Source organism: Pseudomonas sp. NBRC 111131 (genome assembly GCF_001320525.1).
Lineage (GTDB): Bacteria > Pseudomonadota > Gammaproteobacteria > Pseudomonadales > Pseudomonadaceae > Aquipseudomonas > Aquipseudomonas ceruminis.
The window spans coordinates 302,120-326,585 of record NZ_BCBH01000003.1; the positions used below are offsets into that span (position 1 = coordinate 302,120).

Annotated in this window: 26 protein-coding genes; 10 read left to right on the forward strand and 16 right to left on the reverse strand. The window is 62.5% G+C overall.

The window, feature by feature from the left end:
- Positions 1 to 3: 3 nt before the first annotated feature.
- From flgJ to APH34_RS05100, 12 genes are all read right to left on the reverse strand, one after another.
- Positions 4 to 1,170, reverse strand: coding sequence for a flagellar assembly peptidoglycan hydrolase FlgJ (gene flgJ, locus APH34_RS05045; RefSeq protein ID WP_054900082.1), 1,167 nt, complete (start codon positions 1,168 to 1,170; stop codon positions 4 to 6).
- Between the two features lie 11 nt (positions 1,171 to 1,181).
- Complete coding sequence (locus APH34_RS05050) at positions 1,182 to 2,291, reverse strand: flagellar basal body P-ring protein FlgI (RefSeq protein WP_054900119.1); 1,110 nt, start codon at positions 2,289 to 2,291, stop codon at positions 1,182 to 1,184.
- A gap of 12 nt (positions 2,292 to 2,303) precedes the next feature.
- Positions 2,304 to 2,999, reverse strand: a complete 696-nt coding sequence (flgH, locus tag APH34_RS05055; protein ID WP_054900083.1) for a flagellar basal body L-ring protein FlgH — start codon at positions 2,997 to 2,999, stop codon at positions 2,304 to 2,306.
- Positions 3,000 to 3,041: 42 nt separating this feature from the next.
- The gene (gene flgG, locus APH34_RS05060) at positions 3,042 to 3,827 is read right to left on the reverse strand and encodes a flagellar basal-body rod protein FlgG (RefSeq protein WP_054900084.1); all 786 of its coding nucleotides are present in this window, start codon (positions 3,825 to 3,827) and stop codon (positions 3,042 to 3,044) included.
- Positions 3,828 to 3,874: 47 nt separating this feature from the next.
- Positions 3,875 to 4,615: a flagellar basal-body rod protein FlgF gene (gene flgF, locus APH34_RS05065; protein ID WP_054900120.1), complete on the reverse strand. Its 741-nt coding sequence runs from the start codon at positions 4,613 to 4,615 to the stop codon at positions 3,875 to 3,877.
- A gap of 281 nt (positions 4,616 to 4,896) precedes the next feature.
- Complete coding sequence (locus tag APH34_RS05070) at positions 4,897 to 5,082, reverse strand: hypothetical protein (protein ID WP_054900085.1); 186 nt, start codon at positions 5,080 to 5,082, stop codon at positions 4,897 to 4,899.
- A 72-nt stretch (positions 5,083 to 5,154) separates the two neighbouring features.
- Positions 5,155 to 6,510 carry a flagellar hook protein FlgE gene (flgE, locus tag APH34_RS05075; RefSeq protein WP_054900086.1) on the reverse strand — a complete coding sequence of 452 codons (1,356 nt, stop codon included), beginning with the start codon at positions 6,508 to 6,510 and terminating at the stop codon, positions 5,155 to 5,157.
- Between the two features lie 30 nt (positions 6,511 to 6,540).
- A complete protein-coding gene (gene flgD, locus APH34_RS05080; protein WP_054900087.1) occupies positions 6,541 to 7,248 on the reverse strand; it encodes a flagellar hook assembly protein FlgD in 708 nt (235 codons plus the stop codon).
- A 15-nt stretch (positions 7,249 to 7,263) separates the two neighbouring features.
- Complete coding sequence (flgC, locus tag APH34_RS05085) at positions 7,264 to 7,707, reverse strand: flagellar basal body rod protein FlgC (protein WP_054900088.1); 444 nt, start codon at positions 7,705 to 7,707, stop codon at positions 7,264 to 7,266.
- Between the two features lie 2 nt (positions 7,708 to 7,709).
- Positions 7,710 to 8,120, reverse strand: a complete 411-nt coding sequence (gene flgB / locus APH34_RS05090) for a flagellar basal body rod protein FlgB (RefSeq protein WP_054900089.1) — start codon at positions 8,118 to 8,120, stop codon at positions 7,710 to 7,712.
- A gap of 321 nt (positions 8,121 to 8,441) precedes the next feature.
- Positions 8,442 to 9,269 (reverse strand): protein-glutamate O-methyltransferase CheR, encoded by an 828-nt coding sequence (cheR, locus tag APH34_RS05095; protein WP_054900090.1) that lies wholly within the window; start codon positions 9,267 to 9,269, stop codon positions 8,442 to 8,444.
- A gap of 51 nt (positions 9,270 to 9,320) precedes the next feature.
- On the reverse strand, positions 9,321 to 10,250 hold the full coding sequence (locus APH34_RS05100; RefSeq protein WP_054900091.1) for a chemotaxis protein CheV: 930 nt from the start codon (positions 10,248 to 10,250) through the stop codon (positions 9,321 to 9,323).
- Between the two features lie 77 nt (positions 10,251 to 10,327).
- On the opposite strand from APH34_RS05100, the gene flgA reads away from it, so the two are divergent.
- From flgA to APH34_RS05120, 4 genes are all read left to right on the forward strand, one after another.
- Positions 10,328 to 11,080 carry a flagellar basal body P-ring formation chaperone FlgA gene (flgA, locus tag APH34_RS05105; RefSeq protein ID WP_054900092.1) on the forward strand — a complete coding sequence of 251 codons (753 nt, stop codon included), beginning with the start codon at positions 10,328 to 10,330 and terminating at the stop codon, positions 11,078 to 11,080.
- A 152-nt stretch (positions 11,081 to 11,232) separates the two neighbouring features.
- Entirely contained in the window at positions 11,233 to 11,547 is a 315-nt protein-coding gene (flgM, locus tag APH34_RS05110) for a flagellar biosynthesis anti-sigma factor FlgM (RefSeq protein WP_054900093.1), read from the forward strand.
- Positions 11,548 to 11,596: 49 nt separating this feature from the next.
- Positions 11,597 to 12,064, forward strand: coding sequence for a flagella synthesis protein FlgN (locus tag APH34_RS05115; RefSeq protein ID WP_054900094.1), 468 nt, complete (start codon positions 11,597 to 11,599; stop codon positions 12,062 to 12,064).
- Positions 12,065 to 12,144: 80 nt separating this feature from the next.
- Positions 12,145 to 12,888, forward strand: coding sequence for a flagellar brake protein (locus tag APH34_RS05120; protein WP_054900095.1), 744 nt, complete (start codon positions 12,145 to 12,147; stop codon positions 12,886 to 12,888).
- Between the two features lie 67 nt (positions 12,889 to 12,955).
- Here APH34_RS05120 and APH34_RS05125 read toward each other — a convergent pair whose 3' ends face one another.
- The 3 genes from APH34_RS05125 to bkdR all read right to left on the reverse strand — a co-directional run bounded on the left by APH34_RS05125 (position 12,956) and on the right by bkdR (position 16,337).
- Positions 12,956 to 14,296 carry an MFS transporter gene (locus APH34_RS05125; RefSeq protein WP_054900096.1) on the reverse strand — a complete coding sequence of 447 codons (1,341 nt, stop codon included), beginning with the start codon at positions 14,294 to 14,296 and terminating at the stop codon, positions 12,956 to 12,958.
- Positions 14,297 to 14,426: 130 nt separating this feature from the next.
- Positions 14,427 to 15,668 carry a glutamine synthetase family protein gene (locus APH34_RS05130; protein ID WP_177337013.1) on the reverse strand — a complete coding sequence of 414 codons (1,242 nt, stop codon included), beginning with the start codon at positions 15,666 to 15,668 and terminating at the stop codon, positions 14,427 to 14,429.
- 183 nt (positions 15,669 to 15,851) lie between these two features.
- Positions 15,852 to 16,337: a Bkd operon transcriptional regulator BkdR gene (bkdR, locus tag APH34_RS05135; RefSeq protein WP_054900098.1), complete on the reverse strand. Its 486-nt coding sequence runs from the start codon at positions 16,335 to 16,337 to the stop codon at positions 15,852 to 15,854.
- Between the two features lie 198 nt (positions 16,338 to 16,535).
- Between bkdR and APH34_RS05140 the strand changes: the two genes are divergently transcribed.
- From APH34_RS05140 to lpdA, 4 genes are read left to right on the forward strand one after another with little or no spacing between them, the layout of a single operon-like run.
- Positions 16,536 to 17,768 carry a 3-methyl-2-oxobutanoate dehydrogenase (2-methylpropanoyl-transferring) subunit alpha gene (locus APH34_RS05140; RefSeq protein ID WP_054900099.1) on the forward strand — a complete coding sequence of 411 codons (1,233 nt, stop codon included), beginning with the start codon at positions 16,536 to 16,538 and terminating at the stop codon, positions 17,766 to 17,768.
- Between the two features lies 1 nt (position 17,769).
- Positions 17,770 to 18,828, forward strand: coding sequence for an alpha-ketoacid dehydrogenase subunit beta (locus APH34_RS05145; protein ID WP_054900100.1), 1,059 nt, complete (start codon positions 17,770 to 17,772; stop codon positions 18,826 to 18,828).
- Entirely contained in the window at positions 18,829 to 20,100 is a 1,272-nt protein-coding gene (locus APH34_RS05150; RefSeq protein WP_054900101.1) for a dihydrolipoamide acetyltransferase family protein, read from the forward strand. It abuts the gene before it with no gap.
- A gap of 2 nt (positions 20,101 to 20,102) precedes the next feature.
- Positions 20,103 to 21,482, forward strand: a complete 1,380-nt coding sequence (gene lpdA, locus APH34_RS05155; RefSeq protein WP_054900102.1) for a dihydrolipoyl dehydrogenase — start codon at positions 20,103 to 20,105, stop codon at positions 21,480 to 21,482.
- A 73-nt stretch (positions 21,483 to 21,555) separates the two neighbouring features.
- On the opposite strand, the gene APH34_RS05160 is transcribed toward lpdA, so the two are convergent.
- Positions 21,556 to 22,554, reverse strand: coding sequence for a diguanylate cyclase domain-containing protein (locus APH34_RS05160; RefSeq protein ID WP_054900103.1), 999 nt, complete (start codon positions 22,552 to 22,554; stop codon positions 21,556 to 21,558).
- A 214-nt stretch (positions 22,555 to 22,768) separates the two neighbouring features.
- Here APH34_RS05160 and APH34_RS05165 point away from each other — a divergent pair, with 214 nt between their 5' ends.
- Together APH34_RS05165 and APH34_RS05170 are read left to right on the forward strand one after the other, a co-directional pair.
- Positions 22,769 to 23,335, forward strand: a complete 567-nt coding sequence (locus tag APH34_RS05165) for a hypothetical protein (protein ID WP_054900104.1) — start codon at positions 22,769 to 22,771, stop codon at positions 23,333 to 23,335.
- A gap of 154 nt (positions 23,336 to 23,489) precedes the next feature.
- Positions 23,490 to 24,440, forward strand: coding sequence for an endonuclease (locus APH34_RS05170; protein ID WP_054900105.1), 951 nt, complete (start codon positions 23,490 to 23,492; stop codon positions 24,438 to 24,440).
- The last annotated feature ends 26 nt before the right edge of the window (positions 24,441 to 24,466 follow it).

Below are 24,466 nucleotides of genomic sequence, written 5' to 3' on the forward strand. Positions count from 1 at the left end.
CCCTTAAAGTTGTGTTGTGGTACCAAGCGATGCATAGCTCTGGTACGACTTCATCTGTCTTGCAATCTGCGAGATCTTGCTGGCGTAATTCGGGTCGGTGGCGTACCCGGCCTTCTGCAACTCTTGCACGAACTGTTCTGGTTTATCGGCCGCCTTCACCGCATCTTGATAGCGGGAATTGTTCTGCAACAGGCTGACCAGGTCGTGGAAACTGTCCTGGTAGGAGTCGTAGGAACGGAACGCTGCGGTCTCCTTGACGAACTGGCCGTCGCGGTATTCGCTGGTGATCGCCCGCGCCGAATCGCCTTCCCAGTTGCCGGTGGCCTTGATGCCGAACAGGTTGTGGCTGCTGCTGCCGTCGCTGTTGCGCATCACCGACCTGCCCCAGCCGGTTTCCAGGGCGGCCTGGGCCACCAGGTAACGCGGGTCGACGCCGATGCGCTTGGCGGCCTGCTCGGCCATCGGCAGCATGGTGGCGACGAATTGATCGCTGTCGGCGAACGCCTTCTGCGGCGCCAGCGGTGGCTGTGCCACGGCTCGCCCGGTGATGCGCAGGCCACGCTCAGGCACAGCGAAGCTCTGTGCCACCTGCTGCCCGTCACGGGCCGGCACGGCAGCGGTATTGGTCGCCGCTGCCGGGCTGCCAGCCGACGGCACGATGCCGGCCAACAGGCGGTCGGTCAGCTTGCTCGGCAGGGCCAGGCGCCGTGCGTTGAGCGCGGCAACATCGTTGCGCGTGGCGCTCGACGGCGTGGCATGCACAGGGTCGGCCACCTTGTTGCCCCACAGCGGCGGTGCACTGCCCTCGCTACGCGCAAACGGGCTGGTGTTGGGCGGGGCGCTCTTGTGCTTGGACAGCTGGCGAACCAGCACATCCTGCAAGCCGATACCGCCGCCTTCGCGGGACATGCTCACGGCCAGCTGCTGGTCGTACATGTCGCGGTACTGCTTGACCGTCTCGCTGTTCATCGGGTTGTCGTCGGCCAGCACATCGCTGGCCTTGCGCGAAGCCTTGAGCATCTCGCTGATGAACAGCGACTCGAACTCCTGGGCTACCTTGCGCACGTTGGCGTCGCTGTCGCGGTCACCATGCTTGAGCGAGCTCAGGCGATTGAGGTCGGTATAGGCGCCGCTGTCGGCGGTGCTGGAAACCAGGCTTTTCGAGTTCATCCGCGGCCTCCTCAGATCACGATCAGGTCGGCCTGCAGGGCGCCGGCCTGTTTCAGGGCTTCGAGGATGGCCATCAGGTCGCTGGGCGCCGCCCCCACCTGGTTCACCGCACGGACGATTTCATCCAGCGTGGTACCCGGGCCGAACTTGAACATCGGCTTGGCTTCCTGCTGCGCATTGACCCGCGAACGCGGCACCACGGCGGTCTGGCCATTGGAGAACGGCCCTGGCTGGCTGACGATCGGGTCTTCGGTGATGGTGACGGTGAGGCTGCCGTGGGTCACGGCCGCAGGTGAGACCTTGACGTTCTGGCCAATGACAATGGTGCCGGTACGCGAGTTGATGATGACCTTGGCCACGGCCTGGCCCGGGTCGATCTCCAGGTTCTCGAGGATCGACAGGTAATCGACGCGCTGGCTCGGGTCCATCGGTGCACTGACGCGCACCGAGCCACCGTCCACGGCCTGGGCCACACCTGGGCCGAGCAGTTCGTTGACCTTGTCGACGATGCGCTTGGCCGTTGTGAAGTCGGGGCGATTGAGGTTCAAGGTCAGGGTGTTGCCCTGGTTGAAGCCACTCGGCACTGCCCGTTCTACAGAGGCACCACCGGGAATACGGCCAGCCGACGGAACATTGACGGTGATCTTCGAGCCGTCACGGCCTTCGGCGTCAAAACCACCGACTACCAGGTTGCCTTGGGCGATGGCGTAGACGTTGCCATCGATACCCTTGAGCGGGGTCATCAGCAGGCTGCCGCCGCGCAGGCTCTTGGAGTTACCGATCGACGACACGGTGATGTCCACCACCTGGCCCGGCTTGGCGAAAGGTGGCAGGTCGGCATGTACCGATACGGCGGCTACGTTTTTCAACTGCACGTTGCCCGAGCCAGGCGGCACCTTGATGCCGAACTGCGACAGCATGTTGTTGAAGGTCTGCAGGGTGAACGGTGTTTGGGTGGTCTGGTCACCCGTACCGTTGAGCCCTACCACCAGGCCGTAACCGATCAACTGGTTGGAACGTACGCCAGAGATGCTGGCGATGTCCTTCAGGCGCTCGGCATGGGCACCGAACGCACAGGACAGAAGCAGGGTTGCGGCAATCAGCTGCCTGAGGTTGAACATGTTCATCCGTACTCAGAAGGGCCAAAGCGGGCTGAGGAAGAAGCGGTCCAGCCACCCGGGCTGGCTGGCGTCGGCGAACGAACCTGTCCCTGAATAGGTGATGCGCGCATCGGCCACGCGGGTCGACGGCACGGTGTTGTCGGTGGCGATGTCGTCGGCACGTATCAGGCCGGCAATGCGTACCAGTTCTTCACCTGTGTTCAGGGTCATCCACTTCTCGCCGCGCACGGCGATGATGCCGTTAGGCAGCACCTCGGCCACGGTGACCGTGATCGAGCCGGTCAGGGTATTGCCCTGGGTGGCCTTGCTGTCGCCCTTGGTGGTGCGGTCGCCGCTGTAGCCGGCTTCAAGCGACAGGTCGCCTCCGCCAAACGGGTTGTTGGTGTTTGGCGTGGAGCCGAACAGCGAAGTCAGGCCGATGTCTGCCTTGCTGTTCTTCTGGATCTGCGAGCCTGCGTTCTTGCTGGCCGAAGTGCGCTCGTTGAGGGTGATGGTGATGATGTCACCCACGCGGAACGCCTTGCGGTCGGTGTACAGGCTCTGCTCGAAACCGGCCTGGTAGATCGAACCGTTGTTGGCCGCTGCCGGCAACGGGGTGCGCGGCAAAACCGGCGCATAGTACGGGTCGTTGGGCTTGGGCGTCGGTGCGACGCAACCAGCCAGAACCACCACACCCCCCAGGGCGAATACGGACAACAAACGCTTCATGACGCATACCTCACGGTGTAACTGAACTAGGGCGGCCAGGGCTTACAGCTGCTGAGTGACGAACGACAGCATCTGGTCGGCGGTGGAGATGACCTTGGAGTTCATCTCGTAGGCACGCTGGGTGGTGATCATGTTCACCAGCTCTTCCACGGTGCTGACGTTGGAGTTTTCCAGGGTCTGCTGCAGGGTGGTGCCAAAGCCGTTCAGGCCTGGTGTACCGACCTGTGGCGCACCGCTGGCGGCGGTTTCCAGGAACAGGTTTTCACCGATGGCCTGCAGGCCAGCCGGGTTGATGAAGTCAGCGGTCTGGATGTTGCCGATAACCTGCGCAGCCGGGTTGCCGGCGGTGGTGATCGACACGGTGCCGTCCTGGCCGACGGTGAAGGTCTGGGCATCGTTGGGCACGACGATCGCAGGCTCGAGGGCAAAGCCGTTGGCGGTCACGATCTGGCCGTCGGAATTCAGGTGGAAGGTGCCGTCGCGGGTGTACGACACAGTGCCATCGGGCTGCAGGACCTGGAAGAAGCCACGGCCGTTGACGGCCATGTCCAGTGGGTTTTCGGTGGTCTGCAGGCTGCCGGTCTGGAAGTTCTTCTGGGTGCCGACGATGCGCACACCGGTACCGACCTGCAGGCCCGACGGCAACTCGCTGTCCTGAGTGGACTGCGCGCCTGGCTGGCGTTTGATCTGGTACAGCAGGTCCTGGAACTCGGCACGGTCACGCTTGAAACCGGTGGTCGAAACGTTGGCCAGGTTGTTGGAAATGACCGTGAGGTTGGTGTCCTGGGCGGACAGGCCGGTTTTAGCGACCCAAAGAGCCGGAAGCATCAGTATTCTCCTCGTGCGCCTGTTTTACGGCACCCGTTCAAGTGTGGTTAGCCGATTTGCAAAACACGCGCCATGGCTTCGTCGCCTTCCTTGGCCGCGTTCATCATCTTCACGTGCAGTTCGAATTGACGGGACAGCGCCAGCACCGAAGTCATTTCTTCCACGGCGTTGACGTTGCTGCCCTCCAGGAAGCCTGACACCACACGCACATTGACGTCGGCGGCGGCCGGCTGGCCATTCTGGGTGTGGATCAGCCCATCAAGGCCTTTGCTCAGGCCTTTGGTGTCCGGGTTGACCAGCTTGATGCGGTCGACTTCGGCCATCACCCGCGGGTCTTCGCCCATGGAGCGGATGCTGATGGTGCCATCGGCGCCCACTTCGACTTTCTGCTCTGGCGGAATGGCGATCGGGCCGCCGTTGCCGATCACCGGCATGCCATTGCCGGCGCGCAGGACGCCCAAGGCATCGATGTTCAGGCTGCCGGTGCGCACGTAAGCTTCACGGCCATCCGGTGCCTGCACGGCGATAAAGCCCTGCCCGGCCACGGCCACGTCCAGATCGCGCCCGGTCTCGACCATCGGCCCTTCACTGAAGTCCGTGGCAGGGCGCTCGGTCATGGCAAACGCCCGCGACGGAAAGCTGTCGCCGAACACCGGCATCGAACGCGCCTGCTCCAGGTCACGCTGGAAGCCGTTGGTGGAAATGTTCGCCAGGTTGTTGGCGTGGGCCTTCTGCGCCAGCGCGTTCTGGCTGGCGCCGGTCATGGCCACGTAAAGCATCTTGTCCACAGTCATCCTCCGCTGCACTGGCGATCGTTTGCCGCTCGCCGCTGCTGTGCAGGCGTAGAAGCAAGTTCCGAACCAACTTTTTGAAAGTGTGAAAAAGCCCGTGAATACGGGCCTTTGCGGGTGAGGGTGGCGAGGGGGACGCCGGTTATCCGGCGCCAGGTTGCCGATTGCGGCAAACCTGTACCGGCCTCTTCGCGGGGCAAGCCCGCTCCACAGGTTTGAGGGCGCAACACAATTCCCTGTGGGAGCGGGCTTGCCCCGCGAAGAGGCCGGCACAAGACTCAACGATCGCGGCAACCACCATTGTTGTAGGGCCCGGCAAAACGCTTCCAGCCTTCCCCCGGCGACCACTGCGAACACACCAGGCGGCCATCCACCTGGCTCTCCCAGCGCCACCATGGCGCGGTGCCTGCCTGTGCCTGGTAAAGGCAGAAAGCGGCCAGCAATGCGACAACCCACTTTTTCATGTTCCCTCCCGCAGATGCGACAAACCCCTTCACGAGAAAGGGGTTCGCCCAAACACCATCACCCCGTGACCATCACGTCATCTGGATGATGGTCTGCATGACGGTGCTTTCGGTGGAGATGGTCTTGGCGTTCGCCTGGTAGTTGCTCTGCGCCTTGATCAATTCCACCAGCTCCTGGGTCAGGTTGACGTTGGAGCCTTCCAGCGCATTGGACTCGACGCTACCCAGGGTACCGGTCTTCGGCGAATCGATGCCGGGAATGCCAGAGGTGTAGGTTTCAGTCCAGCGGGTGCCGCCGATCTGCTGCAAGCCCTGCTCGTTGGCGAAGCTGGCCAGGGCCACCTGGCCGATGGCGCGCGACTGCTGGTTGGTGAAACTGGCGAACAGCACGCCGGTGGAGTCGATGCTCAAGCTCGACAGAATACCGGTGGCATAACCGTCCTGGGACTGCGACATACGGGCAGTGTCGGTGTTGTAGGAGGTGGTGCTGTTCATCGACAGCTTCATGCCATCGGGATTGCCATTCGCGCCGTTGGCGGCCCATGCTCCCGACGCATCCTGCACTGCTGGCACCCAACCGGCCATGGTGAAGACGTTGTTGGTCACGCTGAACGATGCGCCAGGCGGGTGGCCGGTGTTGTCGGCCGCCATGCTCTTCACCGAACCATCGCTGTTGAAGCTGATAGTGCCGGTCAGGGGCGTGGTGGAAGACGGGTCGAACGGGTTGCGACCGTCGACCAGGGTGTACATGGTCCACTCGTTGGTGCCGGTCTTGCGGTAGAACTGCTCCATGGTGTGCTCGTTGCCCTGGCTGTCATACACCTTGGTCGGGAACGACTTGGAGTAGGTGGTTTCGTCCGAGGGGTCGAACACCTTGTTCGGCACCAGGTTGCCCGTGCCGTCATCGACTTCCAGCGGGATATCGACAGACGACGAGTTCAGGTTGATGCCCTGGTCGATCAAGGTCGTTGCCTTGGGCTTGAGTGCCGACGTGTCGATTTGCAGGTCGGTCAGCACACCCTTCTGGATCTTGCCGTTCGAGTCGGCCGCATAGCCTTGCAGACGCAGGCCATCGGAAGTCACCACGAAGTTGTTCTTGTCGGGCTGGAACGCACCGGCACGGGTGTACACCTGCGCCCCGTTGTCGGACAGCACGAAGAAGCCTTGGCCCTGGATGCCCATGTCCAGCACGTTGCCGGTATTGTTCACGTCACCCTGGGTGAACTGCTGCGAAACAGCCGCCAGGCGCACACCGTTGCCGACCTGGTTCTTGCCTACGCCCAGGCGGTTGGCGCCGGCGTAGACGTCGGCGAACTCGGCGCGCGACGATTTGAAACCGGTGGTGTTGACGTTGGCAATGTTGTTGCCGGTAACGTCCAACTGCTTGTTGGCTGCGTACAGACCGCTAAGGCCGATATTGAAAGACATGAATTCACTCCTGTGCCGCGCTAGCGGGCCTTAGATACCGATGGTTTGTACGTCGGAGAGGGAAACCTTGCCGACACCCGCGAGGTTGAGCACCATTTCGCCCGTGGCGTTGAAGCTGACACTGGTCACCTTCGCCGGCAGCAGGGTGTTCATTTGCACTGTTTTGCCATCGACCGTGGTGCTGGCGGTGAAGGAATAGGTACCCGGGTCGACCTTCTCGCCCTTGGCGTTGGTGCCATCCCAGATGAAATCGGCGTAACCGGCTTTCTGCTCGCCCAGCTCGATGGTCTTGACGGTATTGCCGTCCTTGTCCTTGATGGTGATCTTCGCCTCGCCGATCGCTTGCGGCACGACGAACTGCGCGTTGAAGCTTTCCGTGGTATCGACCACCGCCTTGTCGTTCTGTACCACCACCGAACGGCCGACCAGCGAGGACGCCTGCAGGGCCTGAGACGAGGCCATGGCGTTGGTGATGCCGCTGACCGATTCGTTCAGCGTCGTGATGCCTTCCAGGCTGCTGAACTGTGCCAACTGGGCCACGAATTCGCCGTTGTCCTGGGGGTCCAGCGGGTTCTGGTGTTGCATCTGGGTAACCAGCAGCTGCAGGAACGCGTCCTTGCCGAGCGTGTCGGTACCGGTCTTGGATGCGGTGTCGGGGGTTTTCTTGGCGCTGCCACCCACGCCCGATGCCGACAAGACATCGTTGAGGTTCACACCGTTGGTGCTATCGACTGCCATGGTCTGGATTCCTTATCACTGACCGAGGGTCAGGACTTTCTGCATCATGTTCTTGGCGGTGTTCATCAGCTCGGCGTTGGTCTGGAACGCCCGGCTGGCAGAAATCATGTCAGCCATTTCCTCGACCACATTGACGTTCGGGTAGTACACGTAGCCGTCCTTGTTCGCCGCCGGGTGGTTTGGCTCGTAACGCGCCTCCAGGTTGCTCTGGTCTTCGATAATCCCCTTGACCTGCACGCCCTGCCCTGCCTCGCCCTGGTCCTCGAACAGCGACTGGCTGACACCGGCCTGGGCGTTCTGGAAGGTGGTGGCGAACACCGGGTGGCGCGCACGGTAGGTCTGGTCGATGCTCGACGAAACGGTTTCGGCGTTGGCGATGTTGGAAGCCACGGTGTTGAGGCGGGTGTTCTGCGCGCTCATGCCGCTACCGGCAATGTTGAAAACACTGGAAAGGGACATGGTCATTCTCCGCGCAGGGCCGAAACCAGCCCTTTGAATTTACTGTTGAGCAGCGTGAAACTGGCCTGGAAGCCGATGGCGTTTTCGGTGTAGTTCGATTGCTCGATCTGGGCGTCCACGGTGTTCTGGTCAATCGACGGCTGCGTCGGCGTGCGGTACTGCAGCGTGTCGTCGGCCATCGCCAGGCCTTCGGCCTCGATGTGACGGCTATTGGTGCGCTCCATGGCGAAACGGCCACCGCTTTGCTGCTTCTGGCTTTCGGCAGCAAGCACCGAAGAGAAGTCCATGTCACGCGCCTTGTAGTTGGGCGTGTCGGCGTTGGCGATGTTGTTGGCCAGCACTTCGGCGCGCTGGGCACGGAAGCCCAAGGCCTTTTCATGGATGCCAAGCGCCTTGTCGAAACTGATGCTCATGTCGGGGAAACCTTCAAAGGTTGACCGGAAGATCGTTGACCAAGCTATAGCAAGGGCTGTGCCAAACCTTCAAAAACCCGAAAACACTGGGCTGCGCCAGGCATCAAGGGGCGGAGGATGCCAGAAAAGCGGCAAAGTGCTTCCGCTTGATGAGGGGAAAGCGGCAATTGCCGGACGGCAAAAGCGGCAAACCAAAAAATTGACGTCAACTGAAAGCGGCCACTGGCCTTGAAATCGGTGCAGCAGCAGGAGCCGGCTTACTGGCGACAGGGGTCGAGCAAACAACAAAAAAGGCCGGCATCGTTACTGCCGGCCTTTTGCCTACTTGGCCTGGTAGATGATCCCCGGGCTGCACTGCACCATCTGGTAATGGTCCGGCAGCCCGTTGAGCGCTTCGGAGGCGCCCAGGAACAGGTACCCACCCGGCTTCAGGGTGCTGTGAATACGCAACAGGATGTCCCTCTTGACCTGCGCCGAGAAGTAGATCAGCACGTTGCGGCAGAACACGATGTCGAATTTGCCCAACGCTGCGTAGCTGTCGAGCAGGTTGAACGAACGGAACTCGACACGGCTGCGAATGGCCGGCTTGACCGCCCAGCGCCCCGGCCCCTTGGTATCGAAGTAGCGCTGCAGGCGCTCCTGGGACAGGCCGCGCGCGATCGCCAGGCTGTCGTATTCGCCGGTCTTGCAGTTGTTCAGCATCGACCCGGACAGGTCGGTGGCGACGATCTGCGCGCCCATCTTCAGTTGGCCAAGGTTGCTGCGCTCGAATTCGTCGATGGCCATCGAAATGGAATACGGCTCCTGGCCCGAAGAACAGGCCGCCGACCACATGCGCAGGCGCTGGCCTGGATTGTTCTTGATGAACTCCGGAATGACCTTGTTCTTGAGCACTTCGAACGGGTAGGTATCGCGAAACCACAAGGTCTCGTTGGTGGTCATGGCATCGACCACCTGCTCGCGCAGGCCGCTACGCGGCTGAGTCTGGATGCGCTGCACGAGCTCACCCAGGCTCTTGATGCCCTGTTGCTCCATGAGCTTGTTGAGACGGCTCGAGACCAGGTATTGCTTGTTCTCGCCCAGCAGGATGCCACAGGCTTTCTCCAGGAATACCCGGAACTGTTCGAAATCCAAATTACCCGTAGACACTACTGCAGCCTCTTTTCAATCGCTGGTGCCGGGAACTGCCTCCCGGCTGCTTCAATGCGTTGCCTTGATCCGGTCGACCACTCGCTGGGCCAGATCGTCCGGCTTGAACTTGGCAAGGAAGTCATCCGCCCCGACTTTCTTGACCATCGCCTGGTTGAACACCCCGGACAGCGAAGTATGCAGGACGATGTGCAATTTTTGCATACGCGGGTCGTTACGGATCTCGGCCGTCAGCGTATAACCGTCCATTTCCGGCATTTCAATGTCCGAGATCATCATCAGGAACTCTTCTTCCGGCTTTTTGCCTTCGTCGACCAACTTGCGCAGGTAGTCCAAGGCCTGACGACCGTCATTGAGCGCCACCACCTCGACCCCGACGGTTTGCAGGCAGCGGCTGACCTGCTTGCGCGCCACCGACGAATCGTCGACAGTCAGCACCCGCAGCAGCACGGCCTTGTCCTGCACGTCGGCATCGACCACACCGGCAGACACCGATTCGGACGATGGCGCTACCTCGGCCAGCACCTTTTCCACGTCGATGATCTCCACCATGCGGTTGTCCACACGGGTGACCGCGGTCAGGTAGTGATCACGGCCGGTACCCTTGGGTGGCGGATGGATCTCTTCCCAGTTCATGTTGACGATGCGCTCGACCGAATGCACCAGAAACCCCTGGGTCTTGGTGTTGTACTCGGTGATGATCACAAAGCTGTTGCGTGTTTCTTCCTTCAACCCAGGCAGGCCCGTTGCCATCGACAGGTCGAGGATCGGGATGGTTGCCCCGCGAATGTTCGCCACGCCGCGTACCACCGGGTGGGATTTGGGCAACAAGGTCAGCTCCGGGCACTGCAGCACCTCGCGCACCTTGAATACGTTGATCCCGTAAAGCTGCTCGCCATTGAGGCGGAACAGCAACAACTCCAGGCGATTCTGCCCCACCAGCTGCGTGCGCTGGTTGACCGAATCCATTACCCCCGCCATGCCTGACTCCTTATGGTTTGTGCTTTTCGTCGCCACTCGGTTAACGAGTCGGCACGGGCTTTGCTTTTTTGAGCGCCATGTACACGAAAACGACAATTTTCCGACGACTGCCCCACCTGCTCAGTGGCGCACTGGCCGTGCTGAGCCTGCTGGCGCCCGGCCTTCGTACGCTGGCGGACGCAGTTACCTTGCCTGAACAGCTTATCGGTGTCACCCAAGGGTTTCTTGAATTCACCGTCGAGGATTACCTGGCCACCACCCAGACCGCCGGGCGCTACGAGATCCAGGTCAACCCACTCGATCCGCGCCTGCGCATGCCGCTGTGCAGCCAGCCGCTGGACGCTTCGCTGGAAAGCCCGGCGCAGCCTCTGGGCCGGGTAACGGTGCGGGTACGCTGTGACAGCAGCGCGCCGTGGACCCTCTTCGTGCCGGCAACGGTGCGCTTGTTCCGCGACGTGGTGGTGGTCACCCGCCCGCTCAAGCGGGAAAACATCATTGCCGAGGGCGACGTAGCCTTGCGCGAGCGCGACGTGGGGACCCTCGGCCAGGGTTTCCTCACGGACCTCGACCAGGCAGTGGGCATGAAAATGCTGCGCCCTACGGTCATCGATCAGGTGCTTACCCCGCAGCACCTGGAACAGGCCGAAGTGATCCGTAAGGGCGACCATGTGGTGATCATCGCCCGCAGCGGCAGCCTCAGCGTGCGCATGCCGGGCGAAGCCTTGAGTAAAGGCGGCCAGGGTGAGCAGATACGGGTGCGCAACCTCAATTCGCAGCGGGTGGTGAAGGCCAGGGTCACCGGGCCTGGCCAGGTCGAGGTGGCCATGTAGATTGGGCTGGCGGTGGGGAACCGCTTTTCCTAAACTGTGTCAGAAAACGGGTTCGCGGGCTTGCCGACAGGCGGCTGAGCATTTGTGCCTAAAGTTTCTTTCGGGTTGGCCGAAAACAAGGCAAGCGTCCAAATACCCAGAGGTTTCTGATCATGGTCATCGACTTCAGTCGTTTGAATAACTCTCCGTCCATCACGGGCGGCGTTCGCGGCAACACCGCGACCGGTAACGCCGACAAAGCCGGCGAAACCCACGAGGCGCCGAAAAGCGCTGGCGCCAGCGGAGAAGCGGTACACCTCAGCCAAGAGGCCCAGCAGTTGCAGAAGATCAGCGACAAGCTGCGTGATCAGCCCGCCGTCGACAGTGCCCGTGTGGCGCAGTTGAAACAGGCGATCGCTGATGGCAGCTACCAGGTCGATGCCGGCCGGGTCGCCAGCAAACTGCTCGATTTCGAAGCCCAGCGCTAACCGTTCGGCGCGCTGACTTCACGGACGCTATAAAAGCCAAGAGTTAGCCATGCACGACATCACCTTGCTGCAACTGATCGAAGACGACATCGCACCTACCCAGGAACTGCTCGACCTTCTGCAGAAGGAGTCGGTCGCCCTGCATGGGCGTGACATGGAACCGCTGGAAGGTATCCTGGCACGCAAGCAGTCACTGATCGTTCTGCTCGAGCAGCAAGGCCTGCGCCGCAACAACCTGCTCACCAGCCTCGGCCTGAGTGCCGACCGCGCCGGTGTCCAGGCGGTGGCCGAGCAGTCAGCCAATGGTGCCGTCATCCTGCAACAACTCAACGTGCTCACCCAGTTGATGGACGCCTGCCAGAAGGTCAACGAAACCAATGGCCGGATTATCCAGGTGCAGCAGCACGTCACGGCCAACCAAGTCAGAATCCTCATGGGCGGCGATTCCCCGTCGCTCTACGACAGCCGTGGCGCCACCTCGCCGCTGGCCAAGCCTCGGGCCATCAGCCAAGTGTGATTATTTCTATCAAGGCACGGAACATACTGGCAAAATGCCGTTACTTGCGTGTGTCGTTTTTGCCTGGAGATTGATAACCCGTGTTCAATGAAGCCGATGCCCCGCAGCCGCCAAAGGTGCTGAACACCCCTTTGGAGATCGCGGCCAACTTGCGCCAGCTGCAGGAGAGCCATGATCCTTTGATCATCACCTTCCACGAGCGCAGTCAGCGGTTCCAGAGCTACGTGGTGCATGTAGACCGTGAGAGCAACACCCTGGCGCTGGATGAGATGATCCCGCGCGACGGCGAAAAATACATCGAGAACGGCGAACCGTTCCGCGTCGAAGGTTTTCACGATGGTGTGCGCATTGCCTGGGACTGCAACCACGAACTGAAAATCACTGAAGTCGATGGTCACCGCTCGTACCGCGGTGCCCTGCCTGATGAAATGACCTACCACCAGCGCCGCAATGCGTTTCGTGCCGCGCTGAAACTGTCGCAACTGGTCGATGTGATCCTCGATGGCACCCACCTCAAAGGCAACGGTGCCCTGCGCGGCAAGCTGCTGGACATCTCGGCCACCGGTTGCAAACTGCGCTTTGAAGGCAATGTCGAGGACCGACTGCAACTGGGCCAGGTATACGAGCGCTTCAAGGCCAGCAACCCACTGGGCCTGGTGGACACCATGGTCGAATTGCGCCACCTGCACTACGAAGAGCGTATCAATACCACCTTCGTCGGCGTGCGCTTCCATAACCTCAATGGCCAGGCGCAGCGCAAGATCGAGAGCTTTGTTTATCAACTGCAGCGTGAGGCGCGGCGGTTTGATAAAGACGACTACTGATTTCGTCCTCAGTGTACGAACGCCACCTTTGGGTGGCGTTGGCTATGCGCCTGGGCGGTGCAGGCTATCAGACCAGTCGGTCGGCCTGGGCCTCAGGCTTGACGCCGTTCTCTGCCTGCACCGGCTCTTGCTCGGTATCTTCCGCTGCCACCGGCGCCTGCATCACATCCTGAACGGTCTGCTCATCAACCCGTGGGTCAAGCGCCGCCGACAACGGTGAACCGGCAGCCGGCATTGCCACGTGCCCCAGCGGTGCATCCTGCACCTGGTGCAGGCCGGTAACGGCTTTCGGGCGGATGCGCCATACCAGCACCAGGGCAAAGAACACGAAGAAGGCATACAGCATCTGAGCGCCCAGCACCTTCATCAGCACCCCCGCCGCCAACGGCCCGATGCACGCGCCCACCCCATAGGTAACCAGCAACATGGCGGTCAGCGAGACGCGTCGCTCGCTTTCCACATGGTCATTGGAAAACGCCACGGCCAAGGGGTACAGGCAGAACTGCAGCAGCGAGATGAGGAAACCAATGCCAAACAGCAACTCCAATGGCACGTCAGGCAGGATGGCCAACGGCGCCGCCGCCAGCGCCAGGCCCACGGCCACACTGCGGATGAGCAGCGCACGGTCATAGCGGTCGGAGAGCCAGCCCAACGGCCACTGCACTACCAGGCCGGCGAAGATGCAGCTACCCATGAACAGACCGATCTGTTCGGTAGAAAGCCCCTGGCTTGAAGCATACAGCGGCGCCAGGCCGTAGAACGAGCCGACGATCAGCCCTGAGCCCAGCACCGTACTCAGCGATTGGGGTACGCGCTTGATGAAAAACTTCGGCTCCATCGGTGCCGGGCGCAGCGGCGCCGGGTGGATGCGCCGGGTCATCGCCACCGGCACCAGGCACAGCGCGAAGCACATGGCGACCAGCATCAACAGTTCCGGACCGAGCTGCGGATGCACCACCAGGATCAACTGGCCGAGCACCAACCCCAGGTAGGAGGCGATCATGTAGCCACTGAACACGGCACCACGATGCTTGGCGTCGGCCTGCTCGTTGAGCCAGCTCTCGATGACCATATACTGGCACATCATCCCCAGGCCCACGATCATCCGCAGCCCGACCCAGGCCGGTAACCAGTTGGTCAGCCCATGCCCCAGCACGGCGGCCCCGACGATGCCGGCGCAGGTGGCATAGGCGCGGATATGGCCGACCCGGCCGATCAACCGGTGCCCGACCTTGCCGCCCACCGCCAGGCCAAAGTAGTTGGCCGCCATCAACGCACCGACCCAGAGGCTGTCGACATGATCGGCCGCCAAGCGCAGCGCCAGGTAGGTACTGAGCAGACCCGAACCGATGAGCATCATCAAGGCAGCAAAGTACAGCGACTGAAACGGCTTCCAGATGTTTCGCATACGTCCCGTCGGGCTCCCTGTTCAGGTGGCGTTGGCTTGCTGGCAAGCATAAAAGCAAATGCGCCGCGGCGCAGGCCCCTGCAAGCGAAAATCTTGGCCAGAGGCGCGACCCATGGCGGTCATGTCGCGTTCAGGCCTGTCCCGCCAGCACGCGCCGCTCCCACGGCGTGATCTCGTCGAAGAAATCGGTCAGTTCCAGCGTCTTGGTGGCAACGTAGCCTTCGATGAACTCACGGCCGAACAGTTCCCGCGCCAGGGCGCTGCGCTTGAGGCGCTCGAGCGCTGCGTGCAGGGTACACGGCAGGCTCAGGTGGCCAGGCACCTCGAACTCGCCCTGGATGGCCGGCGCAGGCTGCAACCGTTGCTCGATACCATGCAAGCCGGCCGCCAGGCTCGCAGCAATGGCCAGGTACGGGTTGGCATCGGCGCCCGGCAGGCGGTTTTCGACCCGCCGGGCTGCTGGCGCGCTGGCTGGAATACGCAGGCCGGCAGCGCGGTTGTCCTCGGACCAGCAGGCATTGTTGGGTGATGCATAGGGGTGGCAAAGGCGCTGGTACGAGTTGACGTTGGGCGCGAACAACGCCGTAAAGTCCGCCATGCAGGCCTGCAGGCCGCCAATGAAATGGTGGAACGTTTCGCTCGCCTGCCCCTGCTCATCGCTGAATACGTTACGCCCCGTGGCGGGCTCGACCAGGCTCTGGTGGATGTGCATGGAACTGCCTGGCGTATGCGCCAAAGGCTTGGCCATGCACACCACGTTCAGGCCATGCTTGAGCGCGACTTCCTTGAGCAGGTGCTTGAACAGGAAGGTCTGGTCGGCCAGCAGCAGCGGGTCGCCATGCAGCAGGTTGATTTCGAACTGGCTGACGCCCATTTCGTGCATGAAGGTATCGCGTGGCAGGCCCAGTGCCGCCATGCATTGGTAAACCTCCTGGAAGAACGGCCGCAGGCCATTGTTGGAACTGACACTGAACGCTGAGTGGCCGAGCTCACGGCGGCCGTCCTGGCCCAGCGGTGGCAGGAACGGCTGGAGCGGATCGCTGTTGGGTGCAAAAACGAAAAACTCAAGCTCAGTGGCCACCACCGGCGCCAGCCCGCGTGCAGCGTACCGGGCAATCACCGCCTTGAGTAAACCGCGGGTAGACAACCCCGACGGCTGGCCGTCGAGCTCGTTGGCGTCGCAGATCGCCAACGCCAGCCCGTCGTCGTTCCAGGGCAGACGATGAATCTGCGTCGGCTCGGCCACCAGCGCCAGGTCGCCATCATCGCTGCCGTAGTATTTCGCCGGCGGGTAGCCGCCCATGATGCACTGCAGCAGGACGCCACGCGCCATCTGCAGGCGCCGCCCTTCGAGAAACCCTTCAGCGGTCATCACCTTGCCGCGCGGGACGCCGTTGAGGTCGGGTGTGACGCATTCGATCTGGTCGATGCCCTGGAGGTGCTCGGCGAGCGAGCGCGGGGCTGCAGTGCTCATGACGCGTGTCCTTGTTGTTATAGGCTGGCAACAACATAGGCTGGGGGTGTTTAAAATATCAAGCACCCTAAGCAGGCCCTCCTATTCCCGCAACGTCATGCCATTCGCAGGCAGCGGCAAGGCCGTCTTGTAGCGCACCTGCTTCAAGGCGAAACTCGAGCGGATGTTCGCCACCCCCGGCAACCGCGTCAGGTAGTCGAGAAACCGCTCCAGCGCCTGAATGCTCGGCAACAGCACGCGCAACAGATAGTCCGGGTCGCCGGTCATCAAGTAGCACTCCATCACCTCGGGCCGCTCGGCGATTTCTTCCTCGAAGCGGTGCAGCGCCTGCTCGACCTGCTTTTCCAGGCTGACATGGATGAACACGTTCACATCCAGCCCCAGCACCTGCGGCGACAGCAAGGTCACCTGCTGGCGGATCACGCCCAGCTCTTCCATGGCCTTGACCCGGTTGAAGCACGGCGTCGGCGACAGGTTCACCGAACGGGCCAGCTCTGCGTTGGTGATGCGGGCGTTGTCCTGCAGGCTGTTGAGAATACTGATATCGGTACGATCGAGTTTGCGCATGAGACAAATTCACCGGTTTTTTGTGTTTATGAGGAATGTTTATCTGCACCGACCGGCAAAGGCAATCAACTTGAGAGAAAAATTCTTTCGCGCTGTCTCTACTATGTAATTGACGCTGACCTACCAGTCACAAGCCGGTAGTTCAGCGGCGGCCGCTTCAGAGCTCACAAAAACAACATTCGAGCGAGCGTAAAAAGCATGAACGAGTACGCCCCCCTGCGTTTGCATGTGCCCGAGCCTACCGGCCGGCCAGGCTGCCAGACCGATTTCTCCTACCTGCGCCTGAACGACGCAGGTCAAGTCCGTAAACCCCCTGTCGATGTCGACGCTGCCGACACGGCGGACCTGTCCTCCAGCCTGGTCCGCGTGCTCGACGAACAGGGCAATGCCCTTGGCCCATGGGCCGAAGGCATCGATCCGCAGACCCTGCGCCAGGGCATGCGTGCCATGCTCAAGACGCGGATCTTCGACAGCCGCATGGTCGTCGCCCAGCGCCAGAAGAAAATGTCTTTCTACATGCAGAGCCTGGGCGAAGAAGCCATTGGCAGCGCCCAGGCGCTGGCGCTCAACCGCAGCGACATGTGCTTCCCGACCTACCGCCAGCAGAGCATCCTCATGGCCCGCGATGTGTCGCTGGTCGAGATGATCTGCCAGTTGCTGTCCAACGAGCGGGACCCGCTCAAGGGCCGCCAGCTGCCGATCATGTACTCGGTGCGCGACGCCGGTTTCTTCACCATCAGCGGCAACCTGGCGACCCAGTTCGTGCAAGCCGTCGGCTGGGCCATGGCTTCTGCGATAAAGGGCGACACCAAGATTGCCTCGGCCTGGATCGGCGACGGCGCCACCGCCGAGTCGGACTTCCACACCGCCCTCACCTTCGCCCATGTGTACCGTGCCCCGGTGATCCTCAACGTGGTCAACAACCAATGGGCGATTTCCACCTTCCAGGCCATCGCCGGTGGTGAGTCGACCACCTTCGCCGCCCGCGGCGTGGGCTGCGGCATCGCCTCGCTGCGCGTCGACGGCAACGACTTCGTCGCGGTGTATGCCGCCTCGCGCTGGGCCGCCGAACGCGCCCGCCGTGGCTTGGGCCCGTGCCTGATCGAATGGGTCACTTACCGCGCCGGCCCGCACTCGACGTCCGACGATCCGTCCAAGTATCGCCCGGCAGACGACTGGAGCCACTTCCCGCTGGGCGACCCGATCGCCCGCCTGAAGCAGCACCTGATCAAGATCGGCCAATGGTCCGAGGAAGAACACCAAGCCGTCACTGCCGAATTCGAAGCCGCGGTCATCGCCGCGCAGAAGGAAGCCGAACAGTACGGCACCCTGGCCAACGGCCACATCCCGAGCGCCGCCTCGATGTTCGAGGACGTGTACAAGGAAATGCCCGACCACCTGCGCCGTCAACGCCAGGAACTGGGGGTTTGAGATGAACGATCACAACAACAGCATCAAACCGGAAAACGCCATGGCCACCACCACCATGACCATGATCCAGGCCCTGCGCTCGGCCATGGATGTCATGCTCGAGCGCGACGACAATGTGGTGATCTACGGCCAGGACGTGGGCTACTTCGGCGGCGTGTTCCGCTGCACCGAGGGGCTGCAGACTAAATATGGCAAGTCCCGCGTGTTCGACGCGCCGATCTCCGAAAGCGGCATCGTCGGCACTGCCGTGGGCATGGGCGCCTATGGCCTGCGGCCGGTGGTGGAAATCCAGTTTGCCGACTACTTCTACCCCGCTTCCGACCAGATCGTATCGGAAATGGCCCGCCTGCGTTACCGCTCGGCCGGCGAGTTCATCGCTCCGCTGACCCTGCGCATGCCCTGCGGTGGTGGCATCTATGGTGGCCAGACCCACAGCCAGAGCCCTGAAGCGATGTTCACCCAGGTTTGCGGCCTACGCACCGTCATGCCGTCCAACCCGTATGACGCCAAGGGCCTGTTGATCGCCTCGATCGAGTGCGACGACCCGGTGATCTTCCTCGAGCCCAAACGCCTGTACAACGGCCCGTTCGACGGCCATCACGACCGCCCTGTCACCCCGTGGTCCAAACACCCGCAAAGTGCCGTACCCGATGGCTACTACAGCGTGCCGCTGGACAAGGCAGCGATCACCCGTCCCGGCAACGACGTTACTGTGCTGACCTATGGCACCACCGTCTACGTGGCCCAGGTGGCCGCCGAAGAAACCGGCGTGGATGCCGAAGTCATCGACCTGCGCAGCCTCTGGCCGCTGGACCTGGAGACCATCGTTGCCTCGGTGAAGAAGACCGGCCGCTGCGTAGTCGTGCATGAAGCCACCCGCACCTGCGGCTTCGGGGCCGAGTTGGTGTCGCTGGTGCAGGAACATTGCTTCCATCACCTCGAAGCGCCCATCGAACGCGTCACCGGCTGGGACACCCCCTACCCTCACGCACAGGAATGGGCTTACTTCCCAGGCCCTTCGCGGGTAGGTGCGGCATTGAAACGGGTCATGGAGGTCTGAATGGGCACGCACGTCATCAAGATGCCGGACATCGGCGAAGGCATCGCGCAGGTCGAGTTGGTGGAGTGGTTCGTCAAGGTCGGCGATGTGATCGCCGAGGACCAGGTGGTGGCCGACGTCATGACCGACAAGGCCACCGTGGAAATCCCTTCGCCGGTCAGCGGCAAGGTACTGGCCCTGGGGGGCCAGCCAGGTGAAGTGATGGCGGTCGGCAGCGAGCTGATCCGCATCGAGGTGGAAGGCAGCGGCAACCATGTGGACGCGCCGCAGGCCAAGCCGACCGAGCCGCAGCCAGCACCGGTGGCCAGCAAACCCGAACCCCGTGTCGAGCCACAGCCTGTGGCCAACCCGGCATCCGCTGCACAGGGTGCTGCGCCGATTGTGCCGCGCCAGGCCAGCGACAAGCCCCTGGCCTCTCCGGCCGTGCGCAAGCGCGCCCTGGACGCGGGTATCGAACTGCGTTACGTGCATGGCTCAGGCCCGGCCGGGCGCATCCTGCACGAAGACCTCGATGCCTTCATGAGCAAGCCCCAGAGCCCTGCGGGCCAAGCGCCAGGCGGCTACGCCAGGCGCACCGACAGCGAGCAGGTGCAAGTGATCGGGCTGCGCCGCAAGATTGCCCAGCGTATGCAGGATGCCAAGCGCCGCGTCGCACACTTCAGCTACGTCGAAGAAATCGACGTCACCGCCCTGGAAGCCCTGCGCCAGCAGCTCAACAGCCAGCACGGCGAGCGCCGCGGCAAGCTGACCCTGCTACCGTTCCTGGTCCGTGCACTGGTCGTCGCCCTGCGCGATTTCCCGCAGATCAACGCCACCTACGACGACGAAGCCCAGGTCATCACCCGCCATGGTGCGGTGCATGTCGGCATCGCCACGCAAGGTGACAACGGTCTGGTGGTACCGGTGCTGCGCCATGCCGAGGCCGGCAGCCTGTGGGGCAATGCCGGCGAGATTTCGCGCCTGGCCAGTGCCGCGCGCAACAACAAGGCCAGCCGCGAAGAACTGTCCGGCTCGACCATCACCCTGACCAGCCTCGGCGCATTGGGCGGCATCGTCAGCACGCCGGTGGTCAACACCCCGGAAGTGGCGATCGTTGGTGTCAACCGTATCGTCGAGCGGCCCGTGGTGATCGACGGCCAGATCGTCGTGCGCAAGATGATGAACCTGTCCAGCTCGTTCGACCACCGGGTGGTCGATGGCATGGATGCCGCATTGTTCATCCAGGCCGTACGCAGCCTGCTTGAGCAGCCCGCCTGCCTGTTCGTGGAGTGAGCATGCAACCGACTATCGATACCACCCTGCTGATCATTGGTGGCGGCCCCGGCGGCTACGTCGCCGCCATCCGCGCCGGCCAACTGGGCATCCCTACCGTGCTGGTGGAAGGCCAGGCGTTGGGCGGCACCTGCCTGAACATCGGCTGTATTCCGTCCAAGGCGCTGATCCATGTGGCCGAGCAGTTCCACCAGACCACCCGCTACACCGGGCAATCCGAACTGGGCATCAGCGTATCCTCGCCACACCTGGACATCAGCCGCAGCGTGGCCTGGAAGGACGGCATCGTCGACCGCCTGACCACCGGCGTGGCTGCGTTACTGAAAAAACACGGGGTCAAGGTGATCCATGGCTGGGCGAAGATCCTCGACGGCAAGCACGTCGATGTCGACGGCCAACGCATCCAGTGCGAGCACCTGCTGCTGGCCACCGGCTCGAACAGCGTCGAACTGCCCATGCTTCCCTTGGGCGGCCCCATCATTTCATCCACCGAGGCCTTGGCGCCGACCACGTTGCCACAGCATTTGGTGGTCGTAGGCGGCGGCTACATCGGCCTTGAGCTGGGCATCGCCTACCGCAAGCTGGGCGCGCAGGTCAGTGTGGTGGAGGCGCGTGAGCGTATCCTGCCCACCTACGACAGCGAACTCACCGCCCCGGTAACGGAGTCGTTGAAAAAGCTGGGCATTGCCCTGCATCTGGGCCACAGCGTGCAAGGGTACGAGAATGGCTGCCTGCTGGCGGCCGACGGCCAGGGCGGGCAGCTGCGCCTGGAGGCCGACCGGGTGCTGGTGGCTGTAGGCCGCCGGCCACGCACCCAGGGTTTCAACCTGGAATGCCTGGACCTGAAGATGAACGGCGCGGCCATCGCCATCGACGAACGCTGCCAGACCAGCATGCGCAACGTCTGGGCCATCGGCGACGTGGCGGGCGAACCGATGCTGGCCCACCGGGCGATGGCGCAAGGCGAGATGGTTGCTGAAATAATTGCCGGCAATGCGCGGCGTTTCGAACCCAGCGCAATTGCCGCGGTGTGCTTCACCGACCCGGAGGTGGTGGTCGTGGGCAAAACGCCGGTGCAGGCCAGCGAACAGGGCCTGGACTGCATCGTCGCGCAGTTCCCGTTTGCCGCCAATGGCCGGGCCATGAGCCTGGAGTCGAAAACGGGCTTCGTGCGCGTGGTGGCGCGGCGCGACAACCACCTGATCGTAGGTTGGCAGGCGGTTGGCGTGGCGGTTTCGGAGCTGTCCACAGCCTTCGCCCAGTCACTGGAAATGGGCGCCCGGCTGGAAGATATCGCGGGCACTATCCATGCCCATCCGACCTTGGGCGAAGCCGTGCAGGAAGCGGCGTTGCGCGCACTCGGCCACGCCCTGCACATCTGACACTGAAGCGGCTGCGGCCGATTTGACCCGCGGCGCCCCAGGCGCCACGGGTCTTTTTTTCAGTGATCGTGGGCTACTCCGACACCGTATTCTTGCCCTTCCCTTTTGCCCGGTACAGGGCCTGGTCGGCACGGCCCAGCAGTGCAAGCTGGTCTTCACCTTCGCGCCATTGCACCACCCCATAGCTCATGGTGAGCCGGCACTCTCCCACAGGTTCCACCCGCATGAGCACCTGCTGCAGCGTTTGCGCCACCTCCAGCGCCTCGCCCAACGAAGTCTGCGGCAAGACCATGACAAACTCGTCCCCCCCCCAGCGCGCCAGCAGATCCTGCTCGCGCAGGCAACTGCGCACCTGGTCGACCACCCGCACCAGCGCCGCATCGCCCCGCGCGTGGCCATAGCGATCATTGATCGGTTTGAAGTCATCCAGGTCCATGACGATCAGCGCCAGAGGCTGGCGAAAACGCAGGGCGCGCTCGCACGCCTGTTGCAGCGATTTTTCCAGCCGATAGCGATTGGCCACGCGGGTCAAGGCATCACGCTCGGCCAGCTCGCGGTTTTCGTCGAGCTGACGCTGCAACTGCTGGTTCACCCATGACAGCTCACGGGTATGTTCCGCCACCAAGGTTTCCAGAGACTGGTTTTTCTGCTCCAGTTCGGCCACCAGGCGTTTGCCCGCATCGATGTTGCGGTGGGCGCCCAGCATGCGCGCCACCGAGCCATCGGCGTTGCGGTCGATGATATGGCCGCTGTCTTCGATCCACAGGTAACTGCCGTCCTGGCAGCGGCAGCGGTACTCGATGAGGTAGCGCTCGTTGCGCTGGTTGATGTAGGCCTCGAAGTGCGCCATCACCCGTGGGTAGTCCTCGGGGTGGATCACGCTCTCCCAGGTCAGCACGGTATTGGCCAGCGAATGGCTGGGGTAGCCGAGCATGGCGTACCAGCCGGGGTTGCGGTAGACGTAGCCGCTATTGGCATGCCAGTCCCATATACCGTCACTGATCAAATCGAAAAGCGTGTGCAACTGCTGTTCACTGAAGCCCGCGGGCCCCGGCATTGGTTCCTGACTCATAGGACGCTCTCCCTGGTGTCCAGCAACTGCGCCCCGGTCAAGGCTGCCGACAATGCTCATGATTGCCGCAAGCGGCAAGTTCGTTCCCCTGCAGGGCGAGCATATGCCGTGCAGGTGGCGACCGGAATAGCCGCAATGGCCTATTTTCGCACCCCGGCGGGCTGGCATGGGTTTTGCCCAGGTTCCCCTGCGTTGCAATGTCCAAGGAGGCTACATGGCAATCACCCTCAACGGCCTGGGTTGGCAGGCCAACGTGCAGCATCACCACCGCACCGGCCAGGACCCAGCGCCTGCCGATGGCACCCCGTTTCGCGCGCCGCTGGCCACCCCCTCGGCTTCAGCGCAGCAGAACTGCCAGGGCAATACTTCGCAGCAAAACGCCGATGATGCGCGCGAAGAGGCCTTCGCCAAGCTCAAGGTGCTGCTGCAGAACCCAGGCCTTGCCACACACCGGCTGGCCGGCGCCCCGACCGAGCAAACCAGCAAGGCCGTGCAGGACTTCCGTGATTACATGGCCAAGTCACCGGAGGAGAAGATCAAGGAAAAGATCTTGCAAGAACTGGGCTTGACCGAGGATGACTACAACAGCCTGCCACCGGAGAAGAAAGACCGGGTCGACAGGCAAATCGCGCAGCGTCTGCAGGAAGACGTCCGGATGAAAACCCAGGCGAAAGTGGAACAGGAGGCTGCACGCGCTGCACAGGCTCGCCAGGGTACCGACATCGCCGCCTCGCAAGGCACCGATGAGCGTGAGAAAGCCCTGGAAACCAGGCCAGCCTGAGCACGCCCTGCCACCTCGCGGGCGGGGTGGCATGGCGAAGGGTGGGCACAGCGTGGGTAATGTAGGCCTGTGCCAGCAAAGTCATGGGACATTTCTTCAATCAATGTCAGCAGGTCGTATAATCCCGCCCCCAAAAATCCGATGATGTTTTCTCATGAAGAAACTGCTGTACGTCGTAACCCTCGCCCTCACCGTCATCTCGCCTGCCCTCGCCAATCCTCCCGCCACCTTTACCGAAGCCAAAGTTGTCGCCAAGCAGCGCATCTATCTTGACCAGGCCGATAGCGCCATGGGGGATCTGTACTGCGGCTGCAAGTGGACCTGGGTAGGCAAGTCCGGCGGCCGGGTAGACTTGAAGTCCTGTGGTTACCAGGCCCGCAAACTGCAGACCCGTGCCGAGCGTACCGAGTGGGAGCACATCGTGCCGGCGTGGACATTTGGCCACCAGCGCCAATGCTGGCAGAACGGTGGGCGCGAGCACTGCGTCGATAGCGACCCGACCTTCCGCGCCATGGAGGCCGACCTGTTCAACCTCTACCCGTCCGTGGGTGAAGTGAATGGTGACCGCAGCAACTTCAACTACGGCATGGTCTCGGGGGTTGCGCCACAGTACGGCCAGTGCACCACCAGGATCGACTTCCAGCAAAAAGCTGCGGAACCGCGCGACGAAGTGAAAGGCTTGGTGGCGCGCACAACGTTCTACATGTTCGACCGCTACCAGTTGAGCATGTCGCGCCAGCAGCAACAGCTGCTCATGGCCTGGGACAAGCAGCATCCGGTGTCGGCATGGGAAAAGGAGCGCGACCAACGTATTGCCCAGGTCATGGGGCATGCCAACCCCTTCGTCACCGGCGAGCGCACCTGGACGCTTGGCTACAAGCCCGCAGGTGCCAGCATTGCCGCTTCAGTGCCCGCTCAGGCCAAGCCGACCCTGGCGAGCGCCTCGATAGACGGTGCGATCATCGGCAACCGCACCAGCCATCTGTATCACCTGGCCAGCGGCTGCCCGGGCTACAGCCAGGTGGCCCAGAAAAACCAAGTCGCTTTCGGCAGCGAAGCACAAGCGCAGGCTGCGGGCTATCGCAAGGCCGGTAACTGCAAATAGCAATTCCACCCCCTGCGGCAGCGGGT

Excerpts from the sequence above, each read along its gene's own strand:
- flgJ (WP_054900082.1), bottom strand. The coding sequence starts at position 1,170 with ATGAACTCGAAAAGCCTGGTTTCCAGCACCGCCGACAGCGGCGCCTAT.
- APH34_RS05050 (WP_054900119.1), bottom strand. The coding sequence starts at position 2,291 with ATGTTCAACCTCAGGCAGCTGATTGCCGCAACCCTGCTTCTGTCCTGT.
- flgH (WP_054900083.1), bottom strand. The coding sequence starts at position 2,999 with ATGAAGCGTTTGTTGTCCGTATTCGCCCTGGGGGGTGTGGTGGTTCTG.
- flgG (WP_054900084.1), bottom strand. The coding sequence starts at position 3,827 with ATGCTTCCGGCTCTTTGGGTCGCTAAAACCGGCCTGTCCGCCCAGGAC.
- APH34_RS05070 (WP_054900085.1), bottom strand. The coding sequence starts at position 5,082 with ATGAAAAAGTGGGTTGTCGCATTGCTGGCCGCTTTCTGCCTTTACCAG.
- flgE (WP_054900086.1), bottom strand. The coding sequence starts at position 6,510 with ATGTCTTTCAATATCGGCCTTAGCGGTCTGTACGCAGCCAACAAGCAG.
- flgD (WP_054900087.1), bottom strand. The coding sequence starts at position 7,248 with ATGGCAGTCGATAGCACCAACGGTGTGAACCTCAACGATGTCTTGTCG.
- flgC (WP_054900088.1), bottom strand. The coding sequence starts at position 7,707 with ATGTCCCTTTCCAGTGTTTTCAACATTGCCGGTAGCGGCATGAGCGCG.
- flgB (WP_054900089.1), bottom strand. The coding sequence starts at position 8,120 with ATGAGCATCAGTTTCGACAAGGCGCTTGGCATCCATGAAAAGGCCTTG.
- APH34_RS05100 (WP_054900091.1), bottom strand. The coding sequence starts at position 10,250 with ATGGCGGGGGTAATGGATTCGGTCAACCAGCGCACGCAGCTGGTGGGG.
- flgA (WP_054900092.1), top strand. The coding sequence starts at position 10,328 with ATGTACACGAAAACGACAATTTTCCGACGACTGCCCCACCTGCTCAGT.
- flgM (WP_054900093.1), top strand. The coding sequence starts at position 11,233 with ATGGTCATCGACTTCAGTCGTTTGAATAACTCTCCGTCCATCACGGGC.
- APH34_RS05115 (WP_054900094.1), top strand. The coding sequence starts at position 11,597 with ATGCACGACATCACCTTGCTGCAACTGATCGAAGACGACATCGCACCT.
- APH34_RS05125 (WP_054900096.1), bottom strand. The coding sequence starts at position 14,296 with ATGCGAAACATCTGGAAGCCGTTTCAGTCGCTGTACTTTGCTGCCTTG.
- APH34_RS05130 (WP_177337013.1), bottom strand. The coding sequence starts at position 15,668 with ATGACCGCTGAAGGGTTTCTCGAAGGGCGGCGCCTGCAGATGGCGCGT.
- bkdR (WP_054900098.1), bottom strand. The coding sequence starts at position 16,337 with ATGCGCAAACTCGATCGTACCGATATCAGTATTCTCAACAGCCTGCAG.
- APH34_RS05140 (WP_054900099.1), top strand. The coding sequence starts at position 16,536 with ATGAACGAGTACGCCCCCCTGCGTTTGCATGTGCCCGAGCCTACCGGC.
- APH34_RS05145 (WP_054900100.1), top strand. The coding sequence starts at position 17,770 with ATGAACGATCACAACAACAGCATCAAACCGGAAAACGCCATGGCCACC.
- APH34_RS05150 (WP_054900101.1), top strand. The coding sequence starts at position 18,829 with ATGGGCACGCACGTCATCAAGATGCCGGACATCGGCGAAGGCATCGCG.
- lpdA (WP_054900102.1), top strand. The coding sequence starts at position 20,103 with ATGCAACCGACTATCGATACCACCCTGCTGATCATTGGTGGCGGCCCC.
- APH34_RS05160 (WP_054900103.1), bottom strand. The coding sequence starts at position 22,554 with ATGAGTCAGGAACCAATGCCGGGGCCCGCGGGCTTCAGTGAACAGCAG.
- APH34_RS05165 (WP_054900104.1), top strand. The coding sequence starts at position 22,769 with ATGGCAATCACCCTCAACGGCCTGGGTTGGCAGGCCAACGTGCAGCAT.
- APH34_RS05170 (WP_054900105.1), top strand. The coding sequence starts at position 23,490 with ATGAAGAAACTGCTGTACGTCGTAACCCTCGCCCTCACCGTCATCTCG.